The following is a 13,765-nucleotide window of genomic DNA, read 5'->3' as shown; positions in this document are numbered from 1 at the left end:
CAAGCACTTCTCTAAGCGTGTCTAGACTCAGTAATGGCGGACATACGATAAGTCCGGTGGATGTCCTGCAAGGGTCAGTTGCCGGCGGAACGCGAAGTCGATGCTCTTCAGGCATTTTTTCTTCGGAGTAATATGAGGAGGGGATCTCTTTTGGAAAAAGTGGATATTTTCAAGGACATTGCCGAGCGTACCGGCGGAGACATTTATCTTGGCGTCGTCGGCGCGGTTCGCACGGGAAAATCGACATTTATCAAACGCTTCATGGAAACAATTGTGCTGCCGAACATCACGAATGAGTCAGACCGTGTAAGGGCAGTGGATGAGCTTCCGCAAAGTGCCGCAGGCAAGACGATTATGACAACCGAACCGAAATTTGTGCCCAACAATGCGGTTCAGATCAAGGTGGCTGAAGGGCTGGAGGTCAACGTAAGACTGGTGGATTGTGTCGGTTATGCCGTTGAAGGCGCCAAGGGCTATGAGGATGAGAATGGTCCGCGCATGATTTCCACGCCATGGTTCGAAGACCCGATCCCGTTCCAGGAAGCGGCCGAGATCGGCACGCGCAAGGTTATTCAGGAGCATTCCACGCTGGGCGTGGTTGTCACTACAGACGGGACGATTGCGGAGATTCCGCGCAGCTCCTATGTAGATTCCGAAGAACGGGTTATTGCCGAGCTGAAGGAGGTTGGCAAGCCGTTTGTGCTGGTCATCAATTCCACACGGCCGCGCGGCGAAGAAGCCCAGCAACTGCGGGGCGAGCTTGCGCTCAAATACGATATTCCGGTAATGACACTAAGCGCAGCCAACATGACAGAGGAAGATGTGACGGGCGTCCTGCGCGAAGTGTTATATGAATTCCCGGTACACGAAGTAAATGTCAATCTGCCCAGCTGGGTCATGGTGCTTGGAGAGAACCACTGGCTGCGCAGCAGCTACGAGAACTCGGTGCGCGACACGGTTAAGGATATCCGTCGTCTGCGGGATGTCGACCGTCTGGTGGCCCAGTTCACGGAATATGACTTCATCGACAGAGCCGGTCTCAGCGGTATGAACATGGGGCAAGGCGTCGCCGAGATTGACCTGTATGCCCCTGAAGAGCTGTACGATCAGGTGCTGATGGAAGTGGTAGGTGTTGAAATTCGCGGCAAGGACCATCTGCTGCAGCTGATGCAGGAGTTCTCCCATGCCAAACGGGAATATGACCGCTTCTCGGAAGCGCTTGAAATGGTCAAAACCACAGGGTATGGCATCGCGGCGCCTTCGCTGGCCGAAATGGCGCTGGATGAGCCGGAGCTGATCCGCCAGGGCTCCCGTTTCGGGGTCCGCCTCAAAGCCACCGCGCCTTCGATCCATATGATCCGCGTAGATGTGGAGTCCGAATTCTCGCCGATTATCGGCACGGAGAAGCAGAGCGAAGAACTGATGCGCTACCTGATGCAGGACTTCGAGAAGGACCCGATCAAGATCTGGGAGTCGGATATCTTCGGACGTTCCCTGCACTCCATAGTGAGAGAGGGTATCCAGGGTAAAGTTGCCATGATGCCTGACAATGCCCGCTACAAACTTCAGGAAACACTGGGGCGGATCATCAATGAAGGGTCCGGCGGACTGATTGCGATTATTCTCTAAATTGGATAAATCCAGCTAAGAAGGAAGGCTGCCCCACTTGCCATTACAATGGCCCGGGGCAGTTTTTTGGTTTGTTTGAGCGCCATTTTGGAGTAACGCTTGAAATTATGAGTGGGCTGTATTACTATAAGTTTGTTGCGCTTTAAGGTCTATGGGCGCTAGTGTGCAGTAATAAACGGGATTATCACGTATATTTTACGTTGAAACGGAAACAGTGTATGATACCGGAAATTTGCCCAGGGAGGTGAGAAGACATGAATAAATCAGATTTGATCAACGTAGTTACAGAGGCTACTGAACTTCCCAAGAAAGATGCAACTAAAGCTGTAGATGCAGTTTTTGAAGCGATCGCAGAAGCTCTGCAAGGCGGAGACAAGGTTCAGCTGGTTGGATTCGGAAACTTTGAAGTGCGCGAACGTTCCGCACGCAAAGGCCGCAACCCGCAGACTGGTGAAGAAATCGAAATTCCTTCGAGCAAGGTACCGGCATTCAAACCCGGCAAAGCGCTTAAAGACGGAATCAAATAAAGATTTCTACATATCTATCCCATAGTCTTTAGTAAACCACAAATGCCGCCCTCCCAGGCGGCATTTGTTTTTGCAGGATGGTGGACAGTCCCAAACAGATTCCAGAGGAGGTTCCTGAGATGACGGAGAACAATAACGGCGGCAACCCATTGCCTACAGGCAGTGATTATATTGTAGTTAAGGCCAAGGAGAACGGCGTGCAGGTTATTGGCCTGACCAGAGGCCTGGATACACGGTTTCATCATACCGAGAAGCTGGATAAGGGCGAGGTGCTGATTGCCCAGTTTACCGATCATACCTCAGCCATGAAAATCCGCGGCAAGGCCGAAATATGGAGCAAGCACGGACAACTGGAAAGTGAAAGCTGAAAAGCAGGCTGAGCCTGCTTTTTTCAAAATAAATGAGGCTTGAACATCGCACTGGCCGTTCGTGCGTGACCAAAAAACATGTGATATAATAGACAAGATTGTGAACAAAGTGATTTTTCTCAATGTCAATGGCTTCGGAGGCTGAAATGAAACCGTACCGCATACCGCAACTCGCTAAACCTTATACCGACTACGACATGATTCAGCGGCATACGGAATTGCCGCCGATTTCAGATGGTCGCGGTCATTTGTTATATATTTTCCTTGCCGGCGGATCAGCTGCCGGCCTCCAGAGCGGAGAACTGTTCACCCTTGTCACCTCACTTGTGCAGCTGGGGCTGGACACGCACGAGGTGATTGACCGTCCGGACCATGAGCCGGGCAAGGACCCGATGCGCTCGCGCCAGCTGAAGGTGCTAGCCGGCGACTATTTCAGCAGCTGGTTCTACCATCTGCTGGCGAAGAGCGGCCAGATCGAGATGGTAGGCATTCTCAGCACAGCCATTGCTGATTTCAACGTGCTGAAGGCCAATCTGTATGTCAAGCTGAAGGACATGCTGCTCTCGGCGGATCAATATTTGCGGCATATGGTACAGCTCAATATGAAGCTGTTCCTTTCTTTTACTCCGCTGATTGAAGCTCGGCTGCTGGAGCAGTGGGAGCGGCTGCTGGCTGAGGTCAGCCAGTATGAGACCCTGCTGCTGGAACAGCGGCGCAGCTGCGGCCTGCCGGATGCGGTAGACGGCTTCATCTACCTGTGGCTGCTGGAGACAGCAGCACCGGAGGAGCGGGAGCTATTGCGCAGCCGGAGCTTTGATCTGAAGGAATGGAACAAGCTGAAGCTGAAATATAAATGTGACTCCCTGCTGAAAGACAAGCTTCACCGCTCCGTCCAGTCCATACAGGGACTGCTGCAGGGAATGAACGACGAGAATCTGGCCAGTGAGCTTAGCGTTTTGCTTGACCGCTTCCTCCTGCAGAATAGATCCGCAAACGCAGCACTGGAGGGGTAATTAATGACTATGGACCAAGGCAGCAGACCTGTCCCTGAACATTCCGGCAAGCCCAAAGAACAGTTTGTGCATTCAGTGTTCGAGAGCATTGCCGGCAAATATGATCTGATGAATGATATTCTGAGCTTCCGCCGACATAAGTCCTGGCGCAAGTTCGCTATGCGCAAAATGGCCATAAAACAAGGCGATTCCGCTGTTGATTTATGCTGTGGCACCTGCGATTGGAGCATTGCCCTTGCAGAAGCCAGCAAGTCTGGCGAAGTAATGGGGATTGATTTCAGCGCAGGGATGCTGGAGGTAGGCCGCCGCAAAGTGGAGGAGCGCCAGCTGCAGGACCGGATTTCGCTGGTGCAGGGCAACGCGATGGCGCTGCCGTTCGGAGATCACTCCTTCGACTATGCCACGATCGGATTCGGTCTGCGCAATGTGCCTGACCTGGAGCAGGTGCTCCGCGAAATGAAACGGGTGGTTAAGCCGGGTGGAATGGTGGTTTGCCTGGAGCTGTCTAAACCCATGAAACAACCCTTCAAGGGGATCTATTATTTCTATTTCCAGCGGGTGCTGCCGCTAATGGGCAAATTGTTCGCGAAGCGTTACGAGCAGTACAAATGGCTGCCGGAATCGCTGGCGGTATTTCCCGACCGCGAGCAGCTCGCTGCTATATTCCGTGAAACCGGACTAAAGAGCGTGGAGTCCTATCCCTTGACCGGAGGCATCGCGGCATTACATATTGGGCTCAAGGAGAACTCTGATGTTTAAGAAAATCGGCATTTTTTTGCAAATGATCAAGTTTGAGCATACCGTATTTGCTTTACCGTTCGCGTTCATGGGCGCCCTGCTGGGTTCGGTGGTCATGTTCGGCTCCCTGCCCTCCTGGGGCAAGATCGGCTGGATCGTCATCGCCATGTTTGGCGCAAGAAGCGCAGCGATGGGCTTGAACCGGCTGATTGACCGGATCAGCGACGCCAAGAACCCGCGCACCTCGGGAAGAGCGATTCCCGCCGGGCTGCTGAAGGTCGGAGAGGTAGTTATTTTTATCGGCATATCCTTCTTCCTGCTGTTCTGGGCCGCGTTCAAGCTGAACCCCTTATCGGCTAAGCTGCTGCCTATAGCGGTATTCCTGCTGGTCTTCTATTCCTTCACCAAACGCTTCACCTGGGCCTGTCATATTATTCTCGGGCTGACGATTGCGCTCGCCCCGCTGGGCGGCTGGGTCGCGGTAACCGGAACGATTGACTGGACGGCGATGATCTTCTATTTCACCATTGTGTTCTGGACCGCCGGCTTCGATATTATTTATTCCTGCCAGGATGTTGAGTTCGACAAGAGGGAAAGACTGCATTCTATCCCGGTACGTTTCGGTGTGGCTCGCGCACTGGGAATTGCCCGTGTATGTCATGTGTTGACGGGGATTGGTTTCATATCCCTGCTCTTTATTACAGATTTAAGCTGGCTTTATGTGATCGGAATGGTAATTGCTTACATTATACTGTTCTATGAGCACCATATTGTATCACCCAATGATTTGAGTCGCCTGCAGACTGCCTTCTTCACCATGAACGGTGTACTCAGCATTGTGGTCTTCTCATTTACTCTGCTTGATCTGGTGGTGCAGTTCTATAAATGACTCCTAATCCAAAAAGCTATGTGGTGGGAATCACTGGGGCGAGCGGAGCAGTCTATGGCTTCCGCCTGATAGAAAGTCTGCTCTCACTGGGATACACCGTTCATCTGGTGGTCAGCAACGCAGGCTGGCGTGTCTGCAAGGAAGAAATGGGCCTGAATGTGACATCCAGGGAAGAGTTTCTGCAGGAGCGTTTTGGCGGTTACCCCGGCAAGCTGCTCTATCACCCTGTAGCCGATATAGGCGCTTCGATCGCCAGCGGATCTTTCCGGGTGGAGGGTATGATCATCATGCCTTGTTCAATGGGAACCTTGTCAGCTATCGCCAGCGGCAGCTCGGACAACCTGATGACCCGGGCGGCGGATGTGATGCTGAAGGAAGGCCGCCCGCTGGTGCTGGTTCCCCGTGAGACTCCGCTGCATGCGATCCACCTGGAGAATATGCTGAAGCTGTCCCGCCTTGGCGTAAGGATGATTCCGGCCATGCCAGCCTTTTATTTCGGCCCGCAGAGCATGGAGGATCTGATCGATTTCATGGTGGGCAAGGTGCTGGACAGCTTCAATATCGAACATACTTTATTTCGCAGATGGGGGGAATAAGGAATGGGCGTAAGTGACCATACCATCATCGGCAAGATCAGCTACACCAATTCATGGCCGGTATTTCACAATTTTCATCCTTCTGCCTTAGGCTCTCCGGCGGAAATGGTGAGTGAAGTGCCTGCCATTCTTAATCGGGGGATGAGCGAGGGGACGATCCATGTGGGCGCATTGTCCTCCTTTGCTTATGCCGAAGCCAGTGACCGCTTGCTGCTGCTGCCCGATCTGTCGGTCAGTGCGGACGGTCCGGTCGGATCGATTCTACTGTTCTCGCGTGTACCTGCGGAGCAACTGAACCAGGCTGAGATTGCCGTTACTAATACATCTGCTACCTCAGTGAACCTGTTGAAGATACTTATGGAGAGGGCTTTGGGCGTAATGCCTGAGTATCAGGTGGCCGCGCCTGATCTGGAACAGATGATGAGCGGCAGCGATGCCTGCCTGCTGATTGGGGACCAGGCGATCCGGGCTTCCTGGGACCCTCAGGGGTATATTGTCACGGATCTGGGAGCATTATGGAAATCATGGACAGGTCTTTCGATGACCTTCGCAGTCTGGGCGGTGAACCGGGATGCGGCCAGGGAGAAGCCTGAGGCGATTGCCGAAATTGCCGGAGCTTTTCTTAAGAGCAAGCGGAGCGGGCTTAACCATCTGCAGCCTATTGTCCGTGAAGCCTGCAGCGAAATTGGTGGAACCGCGGCTTACTGGGACGGGTATTTTCATAATTTATGTTATGATTTTGGAGAAAGGCAGCAGGAAGGTCTGAACCTCTATTTCCGCCATGCTTATGAGATGGGCCTGCTGCAGCAGGAAGTGAAGATGGAGCTTTGGAGCGACAGCCTGCTGACACGGGTGAAGGAATGAAACGACTGCAACTATTCGGATTGCTGAATAAAGATATGGATCAGATTGAGAAGGAGCTGTACCGAAGCGTACAGGGCGACGACGAACTGCTGACCGAAACCTCCATGCATCTGCTGAAGGCCGGGGGCAAACGCCTGCGTCCGGTATTTGTGCTGATGGGCGGCAAGTTCGGCCACTACGATCTGGAGAAGTTGAAGCGGGTAGCCGTGCCGCTGGAGCTGATTCACAGCGCTTCCCTGGTCCATGACGATGTGATCGACGATGCTGAGCTGCGGCGCGGTGAACTGACTGTCAAGGCCAAATGGGGCAACAGAATTGCGATGTATACCGGGGACTACATCTATGCCAAAGCGCTGGTGATGACTACAGAGTTGAAGAATCCGCGCATTCACCAGATTCTGTCCAAGGCGATGGTGGAGATGTCCATCGGCGAAATGGAGCAGATTCGTGATTTCTTCAACAGCGAGCAGAGTGTGCGCCATTATCTGCGGCGGATTCGCCGCAAGACGGCGCTGCTGATTGCCGTCAGCTGCCAGCTGGGCGCGCTCGCCGCCGATGCGGACGCTGAGTCGGCAAGGCTGCTCTATAACTATGGCTATAACGTGGGCATGGCTTTTCAGATCCGCGACGATCTGCTGGATCTGTCCGGAACGGAGAAGCAGATCGGCAAGCCGCCGGGCAGCGATATGCGTCAGGGCAACATCACGTTGCCCGTGATCTACAGCCTGCAGGACGCAAGACTCCGCGCACCGCTGCTGGAGGAGATTGAGGGCATCCGCGAGGAGCGTCTCGGCGTAGGAAGAGCTATTGACTTGATTCTCAGCGGAGACGGCATCCGGCGTTCCGAGGAGCTGGCTGCGCGCTATATCGCCAAAGCCCTTGCTTCTCTCGACCAGTTGCCAAGCAACAAGACGAAACGCAGCCTGCGCGATATCGCTTTTTTCGTAACAGGACGGGCTTATTAAGATTTCTCCCGGCAGACCCGCAATATTAAAATTCACAGATGGCGATGTTTCTGTTAAGATACCTACAAAAACTATCATTCTTAAGAGAAAATGGAGAGTGGTTCTATGGAACAGACTTATCTGATGGTCAAACCGGACGGAGTGCAGCGCGGATTAATCGGGCGGATTATCACCCGTTTCGAGGAGAAGGGCTTCAAGCTGGTTGCCGGCAAGCTGATCACCGTGACGCAGGAGCAGGCCAAGCGGCATTATGCCGAGCATGAAGGCAAGGATTTCTTCCCGGAGCTGGTAGCCTTCATTACCTCAGGACCGGTGTTTGCGATGGTATGGGAAGGCGACAATGTGGTAGCCTTATCCCGCATGGCGATCGGCAAGACCCAAGTAAGTGAAGCTCTGCCGGGTACCATCCGCGGCGATTTCGCCAGTCATACGCCGCTTAATCTGATCCACGGTTCAGACTCTCCGCAAAGTGCGGAAAGAGAAATCGCCAATTTCTTTGCGCCGGATGAACTGGCTGTATATAACAAAGACATCGCAGCCTGGACATAAAGAGCCGGGCGGGAGGCAGGGGGCAAACAATGTCTGAACGTGAAGAAGCAATAGGGGTTGCTGACCCGGATTACATCGGTTTTATTCAGAATGTCAAGCAAAGCACAGGAATTGATCTGGCCCAGTATAAGGAAGCGCAGATGAAGCGTCGCCTGACTACCTTGAGAATGAAGAACGGCTATCAGACCTTTCGTGAGTTTTTTGCGGCCATGATGAAGGACAAGGCGCTGTTCTATGAATTTCTGGACCGGATGACGATTAATGTGTCGGAGTTCTGGCGGAATCCGAACCGCTGGGAGGTGCTGCGCGATGTGATTCTGCCTGAGCTGCAGCACGGCAACCGCAGATTGAAGTTGTGGAGCGCCGCTTGCTCCACCGGTGAGGAGCCTTATACACTGGCAATGATCATGGCAGACAAGGATTCTTTGGCCCAGACCGGAATCCTGGCTACAGATATCGATGACGGAGCGTTGTCCAAGGCTAAGCAAGCCCTATATCTGGAGCGTTCCCTTAAGGATGTGCCGAAAGATGTAGCGGCTCGGTATTTCAAGCCGGAAGGACCTGTATTCAAGGTCAGCGATACACTTAAGAAAAATATCGATTTCCGTAAGCAGAACCTGCTGCTCGATAAATTCGATACGGGCTTCGATCTCATTATCTGCCGCAATGTGATGATCTATTTCACGGAAGAGGCCAAGAATCTGCTCTACCACAAGTTCTCTGCCAGTCTGCGGCCGGGGGGATATCTGTTCGTGGGCAGCACGGAGCAGATCTTCACACCGGCCCAATACGGGCTGGAATCGACGGAAACCTTCTTCTACCGCAAGAAGTAACCGGAGTTTTGCGTGTGGTAACCTGTGGAAATACATCAGCCTGTTTAGGATTGGTCTTGGTCTTATAGGTTTCATTCAACAGCGCCGCCGATGCTCTATGGAGTAACGGCGGCGCTGTTTCCTTAGGCGGGATTACATCACATCTCTGAAGCAGTCGTTTCTTGTCAAAGCGGATGGCCTATACTATAATGAGCAAAGATCATTAGGATTTTAGCGGTTTACAGTTTAAAAGTGTGAAGGGGGAACGCAGCATGAGTTTACGCTATTTAACAGCGGGGGAAACGCACGGGCCCCAGCTTACAGCCATTATTGAGGGATTGCCCAGCAATCTGACCTTGGATTTCGAGGAACTTAATTTCCAGCTGCACCGTCGCCAGAAGGGCTACGGCCGCGGACGCCGAATGCAGATCGAGAAGGATACCGCACAAATCGTCGGGGGGGTACGCCATGGCTATACCACAGGTGCCCCGGTGGCGCTGATTGTGGAGAACAAGGACTGGACCCACTGGAAGAACATTATGAATGTTGAACCGGTACCGGGCAGTGATGAAGAGAAGCGCCGTGTCAACCGCCCACGTCCGGGCCATGCCGATCTGAACGGTGGATTGAAATACAACCATACGGATCTGCGCAATGTGCTGGAACGCTCAAGTGCGCGGGAGACGGCAGCCCGAGTCGCCTGCGGAGCCGTAGCGAGACAGCTGCTGGCCGCATTTGGCGTCAAGGTAGCCGGTCAGGTGATCCGCATCGGTGAAGTTGAGGCTCCGGCCAACAACCTGCCGATAGATGAATTGATTGAACAGACCGAGCAGTCCTCTGTCCGGGTGGTAGATAAAGAGACCGAGCTTAGAATGGAAGCCTACATTGACAAGATCAAGGAAGAGGGCGACTCCATCGGCGGTATCGTGGAATGTATCGTGGAAGGCCTGCCGATTGGCCTCGGCAGCCATGTGCAGGCTGACCGCAAGCTGGACGCAGCAATCGCAGGTGCCGTAGTGTCGATCAATGCCTTCAAGGGTGTGGAAATCGGCATCGGGTTCGAAGCCGGCAAGCTGCGCGGCTCGCAGGTGCATGATGAGATCATGTACGATGCGGCCAAGGGCTACTACCGGTCTAGCAACCGGCTGGGCGGCTTCGAGGGTGGGATGACCAACGGAATGCCGGTGGTGGTGCGTGCGGTCATGAAGCCGATTCCGACCTTGTACAAGCCGCTGCAGAGTGTGGATATTGACACGAAGGAGCCGTTCACTGCCCAGGTGGAGCGTTCGGATGCCTGTGCAGTCCCTGCAGCTTGTGTAGTGCTGGAGAGTGTTGTGGCCTGGGAACTGGCCAAGGCGTTCCTGGACAAATTCGGCGGCGATTCGCTGGAGGAAATCCGGGCCAATTACAACAATTATCTGGCACAGCTGGAGAGCTACTAGGATGCGCACCATCAGGGTTGAACTGGGCGAGCGCTCCTATCCTATTCATATCGGCAGTGGACTACTGAAGAATATCGGAGCCTACTGCCAGGAAGCGGGGTTTGCGCTGCGGAGTCCGCTGCTGGTGGTCAGCGACAGCACGGTAGCCCCGCTGTATCTGCCGCAGGTTGAAGAAGCGCTGCGCTCGCAAGGGTACCAGGTGGTCACCCACATCTTCCCGGCAGGAGAAGCCTCCAAATCCCTTGCCGTTTACGAGGATGTCATGACAACAGCCATCCAGGGCGGCCTTGACCGCCATTCTGCCATACTGGCGCTGGGCGGCGGAGTCGTGGGCGATCTGGCCGGTTATGTCGCGGCAACCTATATGCGGGGAATCGGCTTCATGCAGATTCCCACGACCATTCTGGCGCATGACAGCAGTGTAGGCGGCAAGGTGGCGGTCAATCATCCGCTGGCCAAGAATATGATCGGCGCGTTCTACCAGCCGGCTATGGTCGTCTATGATCTGGATACGCTGCTGACCCTGCCGCCCCGCCAGGTATCCTCAGGTCTGGCAGAAGCCATCAAGCATGGCTTGATTACGGATGAGGTCTTCGCCTACTGGTGCCGTGAGCATGCAGAGGAGCTGCTGGCTCTGGATCTGGAGGCGCTTGGGTATGCGCTGGAGCTTGGCTGCTCCATCAAGGCCAAGGTCGTGGGCAACGATGAACGCGAGAATGGCCTCCGCGCCGTGCTGAATCTCGGCCATACCATCGGTCACGCGATTGAGGCTGTCGGCGGTTACGGCGTGTTTCTGCACGGTGAAGCCATTGCGATCGGCATGGCCGGCTCAGCTCTTCTGGCTGCGAAGCTGGGGCGGGACCGCGCCATCTATGAAGAGACGGTCTCCATGCTTACTGCGCTGTCATTGCCGATAAGATTGCCGGAGCAATATAGCGAAGATGACCTGATGGAAGCGATGAAGCATGATAAGAAATTCAAAGAAGGCAAGATGACCTTCATTATTCCGGAGGCTATTGGCTCCGTAAGCATAGTTAATGATATCGACGAGCAGCTGGTGCGAGAGGTGCTGGCCCAGCTCAAGAAGGAGGACAACCCGTGGTAAACCGTGGCATTCGCGGAGCAACAACCGTTACCCGAAATGACGAAGCTGAAATCCTGCGTGAGACGGTTGTGCTGCTGCGTGAGATTGTGGAGCGCAATCACGTGATCGCCGAGGATATCTGCAGCGTGTGGATTACGATGACGGAGGATCTGGACGCGACCTTCCCGGCGCGGGCGATCCGTGAGATTGAAGGCTGGGAAATGGTGCCATTGATGTGTTCAGTGGAGATCCCCGTCAAGGGCAGCCTGCCGCAGTGCATCCGCCTGATGGTACAGGTCAATACGATCAAAACACAGCGCGAAATCCGCCATGTGTATCTAAACGAAGCCCAGAAGCTGCGTCCCGATTTATCCCAGGACAAATCTTGAAATTAGGCAGCGGGGTTGTCAATGACCCTTGTCATCATGTATAGTGGTATTTAGCCGAGAGAAGAAGAGTTTAGTTTAGCCGAGATGAGTATAGTTGAGCAGAGTGCAAGAGATTGATCAGATTCAGCCAGGGATGTTAATAGCGGAGACTTTGCAAGAGGCTGTCGCAGGTTTATTTATTGAACCCGTGCAATGCCGATGAAGGGGTTAGTCTGCCAACACAGCCTTGTATCAGCCGGATCTTTGCTCATTTCATATACTTACTTACATAAACCTCTACTTCGGTGGGGGTTTTTTCTGTATTTCAAATTCAGTCAAGGAGGCAACTTATATGACGAAACCGAATGTTGATGAAGTGGTGAAGCTGTCAGGAGAGTACAACCTGATTCCTGTAGTAAAGACGCTGCTTGCCGATATGGAGACGCCGATCCGTATCTTCCAGCGTTTTGCAGAGCGCGACCGCGCTTTTCTGCTAGAAAGTGTAGAGGGAGGCATCCAGTGGGCCCGGTATTCGTTCATTGGCTGTGATCCTTTCCTGATGATCTCCGGCAAGCAGGGGAATATCAACGTCGAAATCGGCGGTGAGGTCAAACAGTTGAGCGGCAAGCCTATTGAGGAGCTGAAAGCATTGCTGCGCTCCTACCGCAGCCCAAAGCTCGCGGATATGCCGCCGTTTACGGGCGGTGCGATTGGATTCTTCGGTTATGACCTGCTGCAGTATTACGAGAAGCTGTCAGCTCATGCCCATGATGATCTGTTGATGGATGATATCCGCTTCATGTTCTGCGACCGCATCATTGTGTTTGATCATGTGAAGCAGCAGATCCTGCTGATCGGCAACCTTCATGTGCAGGCCGGGGCTACGGATGAAGAGATCCGGTTGAGCTATGAGGAGCTGAGCGCGAGGCTTGAGGTTATGGCTGAAGAGCTGCAGAAGGAAGGGCCGAAGGAGAATGTCAACCGGCGGAGCATTCCGCAGGATGTGGAGCTTGGCGAGATCCACTCCAATCTGACGAAGGAGCAGTATATCCGCAATGTGGAGCAGGCGAAGGAATATATCCGTGCCGGCGATATTTTTCAAGTGGTGCTGTCCCAGCGGCTGCATATTGATACGGAGGTATCTCCACTGCATGTCTACCGGATGCTGCGTACCATAAACCCTTCCCCATATATGTATTATCTAAAAATGGATGAGGAGATCATCGTCGGCACCTCGCCGGAGGCGCTGGTGAAGGTTGACGGCAGCCGGGTGGAGACCCGTCCTATCGCCGGAACACGTCCAAGAGGCGATAACGAAGCGATGGACCGTGCGCTCGCTGCCGAGCTGCTGGAGGATGAGAAGGAGCGGGCAGAGCATCTGATGCTGGTCGATCTGGGCCGCAACGATCTGGGCCGGGTATCGAAATTCGGAACCGTTACCTGCGACTCCTTCATGGAGATTGAGAAATATTCACATGTCATGCACATGGTCTCGAATGTTTCTGGGGAGCTGGATGAGAATAAGGATTTCTTCGATGCTTTTCTCTCCTGCATGCCTGCCGGAACCGTGTCGGGAGCACCGAAGCTGCGGGCGATGGAGATTATCGCCGAGCTGGAGCACGAAGCAAGGGGCGCTTACGCCGGAGCGATCGGTTATTTGGGCTTCTCCGGCAATATGGACTCCTGCATCACGATCCGGACGATTATTTTCCGCAAGGGCCGGGCTTATGTGCAGGCGGGTGCCGGGATTGTCTGGGACTCGGTGCCTGAGAAGGAATACGAAGAAACGGTTAATAAGGCTAAGGCGATGCTGAAGGCGATCCGGATGGCAGAAGCGATGTTTCCAACACAGGTGAAAGAACCGCAGGTAATCAACCAGGACTATATGTTCGAATATACCCCGTGAGCAGGAGGACGACTA

Annotated in this window: 15 protein-coding genes; all 15 read left to right on the top strand. The window is 53.7% G+C overall.

Features of this window, described 5'->3' with window-relative positions:
• Positions 1 to 150: 150 nt before the first annotated feature.
• The 15 genes from spoIVA to trpE all read left to right on the top strand — a co-directional run bounded on the left by spoIVA (position 151) and on the right by trpE (position 13,750).
• Entirely contained in the window at positions 151 to 1,629 is a 1,479-nt protein-coding gene (gene spoIVA / locus B9T62_RS20130) for a stage IV sporulation protein A (RefSeq protein ID WP_087916930.1), read from the top strand.
• A gap of 254 nt (positions 1,630 to 1,883) precedes the next feature.
• Complete coding sequence (locus B9T62_RS20125) at positions 1,884 to 2,156, top strand: HU family DNA-binding protein (protein WP_087916929.1); 273 nt, start codon at positions 1,884 to 1,886, stop codon at positions 2,154 to 2,156.
• A gap of 119 nt (positions 2,157 to 2,275) precedes the next feature.
• Positions 2,276 to 2,524 (top strand): trp RNA-binding attenuation protein MtrB, encoded by a 249-nt coding sequence (mtrB, locus tag B9T62_RS20120; RefSeq protein WP_087916928.1) that lies wholly within the window; start codon positions 2,276 to 2,278, stop codon positions 2,522 to 2,524.
• A 146-nt stretch (positions 2,525 to 2,670) separates the two neighbouring features.
• Entirely contained in the window at positions 2,671 to 3,537 is an 867-nt protein-coding gene (locus tag B9T62_RS20115; RefSeq protein ID WP_087916927.1) for a heptaprenyl diphosphate synthase component 1, read from the top strand.
• A gap of 3 nt (positions 3,538 to 3,540) precedes the next feature.
• Positions 3,541 to 4,296, top strand: a complete 756-nt coding sequence (locus B9T62_RS20110) for a demethylmenaquinone methyltransferase (protein WP_281257638.1) — start codon at positions 3,541 to 3,543, stop codon at positions 4,294 to 4,296.
• Positions 4,289 to 5,164 (top strand): UbiA-like polyprenyltransferase, encoded by an 876-nt coding sequence (locus tag B9T62_RS20105; protein ID WP_087916926.1) that lies wholly within the window; start codon positions 4,289 to 4,291, stop codon positions 5,162 to 5,164. The genes B9T62_RS20110 and B9T62_RS20105 overlap by 8 nt, the downstream gene beginning before the upstream one ends.
• Positions 5,161 to 5,760, top strand: coding sequence for a UbiX family flavin prenyltransferase (locus tag B9T62_RS20100; RefSeq protein WP_087916925.1), 600 nt, complete (start codon positions 5,161 to 5,163; stop codon positions 5,758 to 5,760). The genes B9T62_RS20105 and B9T62_RS20100 overlap by 4 nt, the downstream gene beginning before the upstream one ends.
• 3 nt (positions 5,761 to 5,763) lie before the next feature.
• Positions 5,764 to 6,624 carry a menaquinone biosynthetic enzyme MqnA/MqnD family protein gene (locus tag B9T62_RS20095; protein ID WP_087916924.1) on the top strand — a complete coding sequence of 287 codons (861 nt, stop codon included), beginning with the start codon at positions 5,764 to 5,766 and terminating at the stop codon, positions 6,622 to 6,624.
• Positions 6,621 to 7,589, top strand: coding sequence for a polyprenyl synthetase family protein (locus tag B9T62_RS20090; RefSeq protein WP_087916923.1), 969 nt, complete (start codon positions 6,621 to 6,623; stop codon positions 7,587 to 7,589). The genes B9T62_RS20095 and B9T62_RS20090 overlap by 4 nt, the downstream gene beginning before the upstream one ends.
• A gap of 105 nt (positions 7,590 to 7,694) precedes the next feature.
• The gene (gene ndk / locus B9T62_RS20085; RefSeq protein ID WP_087916922.1) at positions 7,695 to 8,138 is read left to right on the top strand and encodes a nucleoside-diphosphate kinase; all 444 of its coding nucleotides are present in this window, start codon (positions 7,695 to 7,697) and stop codon (positions 8,136 to 8,138) included.
• A 29-nt stretch (positions 8,139 to 8,167) separates the two neighbouring features.
• On the top strand, positions 8,168 to 8,971 hold the full coding sequence (locus tag B9T62_RS20080) for a CheR family methyltransferase (RefSeq protein WP_087916921.1): 804 nt from the start codon (positions 8,168 to 8,170) through the stop codon (positions 8,969 to 8,971).
• A gap of 251 nt (positions 8,972 to 9,222) precedes the next feature.
• Positions 9,223 to 10,392 carry a chorismate synthase gene (gene aroC, locus B9T62_RS20075; protein WP_087916920.1) on the top strand — a complete coding sequence of 390 codons (1,170 nt, stop codon included), beginning with the start codon at positions 9,223 to 9,225 and terminating at the stop codon, positions 10,390 to 10,392.
• Position 10,393: 1 nt separating this feature from the next.
• Complete coding sequence (gene aroB / locus B9T62_RS20070) at positions 10,394 to 11,497, top strand: 3-dehydroquinate synthase (RefSeq protein ID WP_087916919.1); 1,104 nt, start codon at positions 10,394 to 10,396, stop codon at positions 11,495 to 11,497.
• A complete protein-coding gene (gene aroH / locus B9T62_RS20065; protein ID WP_087916918.1) occupies positions 11,491 to 11,865 on the top strand; it encodes a chorismate mutase in 375 nt (124 codons plus the stop codon). The genes aroB and aroH overlap by 7 nt, the downstream gene beginning before the upstream one ends.
• A 331-nt stretch (positions 11,866 to 12,196) precedes the next feature.
• Entirely contained in the window at positions 12,197 to 13,750 is a 1,554-nt protein-coding gene (trpE, locus tag B9T62_RS20060) for an anthranilate synthase component I (RefSeq protein ID WP_087916917.1), read from the top strand.
• Positions 13,751 to 13,765 lie beyond the last annotated feature (15 nt).

The organism is Paenibacillus donghaensis (genome assembly GCF_002192415.1).
GTDB classification, from domain to species: Bacteria; Bacillota; Bacilli; order Paenibacillales; family Paenibacillaceae; genus Paenibacillus_AQ; species Paenibacillus_AQ donghaensis.
Note: the sequence above shows the minus strand (reverse complement) of the source record. Positions and strands in the feature narration are given on the sequence as shown.

Excerpts from the sequence above, each read along its gene's own strand:
- B9T62_RS20125 (WP_087916929.1), top strand. The coding sequence starts at position 1,884 with ATGAATAAATCAGATTTGATCAACGTAGTTACAGAGGCTACTGAACTT.
- mtrB (WP_087916928.1), top strand. The coding sequence starts at position 2,276 with ATGACGGAGAACAATAACGGCGGCAACCCATTGCCTACAGGCAGTGAT.
- B9T62_RS20115 (WP_087916927.1), top strand. The coding sequence starts at position 2,671 with ATGAAACCGTACCGCATACCGCAACTCGCTAAACCTTATACCGACTAC.
- B9T62_RS20110 (WP_281257638.1), top strand. The coding sequence starts at position 3,541 with ATGACTATGGACCAAGGCAGCAGACCTGTCCCTGAACATTCCGGCAAG.
- B9T62_RS20105 (WP_087916926.1), top strand. The coding sequence starts at position 4,289 with ATGTTTAAGAAAATCGGCATTTTTTTGCAAATGATCAAGTTTGAGCAT.
- B9T62_RS20100 (WP_087916925.1), top strand. The coding sequence starts at position 5,161 with ATGACTCCTAATCCAAAAAGCTATGTGGTGGGAATCACTGGGGCGAGC.
- B9T62_RS20095 (WP_087916924.1), top strand. The coding sequence starts at position 5,764 with ATGGGCGTAAGTGACCATACCATCATCGGCAAGATCAGCTACACCAAT.
- B9T62_RS20090 (WP_087916923.1), top strand. The coding sequence starts at position 6,621 with ATGAAACGACTGCAACTATTCGGATTGCTGAATAAAGATATGGATCAG.
- ndk (WP_087916922.1), top strand. The coding sequence starts at position 7,695 with ATGGAACAGACTTATCTGATGGTCAAACCGGACGGAGTGCAGCGCGGA.
- B9T62_RS20080 (WP_087916921.1), top strand. The coding sequence starts at position 8,168 with ATGTCTGAACGTGAAGAAGCAATAGGGGTTGCTGACCCGGATTACATC.
- aroC (WP_087916920.1), top strand. The coding sequence starts at position 9,223 with ATGAGTTTACGCTATTTAACAGCGGGGGAAACGCACGGGCCCCAGCTT.
- aroB (WP_087916919.1), top strand. The coding sequence starts at position 10,394 with ATGCGCACCATCAGGGTTGAACTGGGCGAGCGCTCCTATCCTATTCAT.
- trpE (WP_087916917.1), top strand. The coding sequence starts at position 12,197 with ATGACGAAACCGAATGTTGATGAAGTGGTGAAGCTGTCAGGAGAGTAC.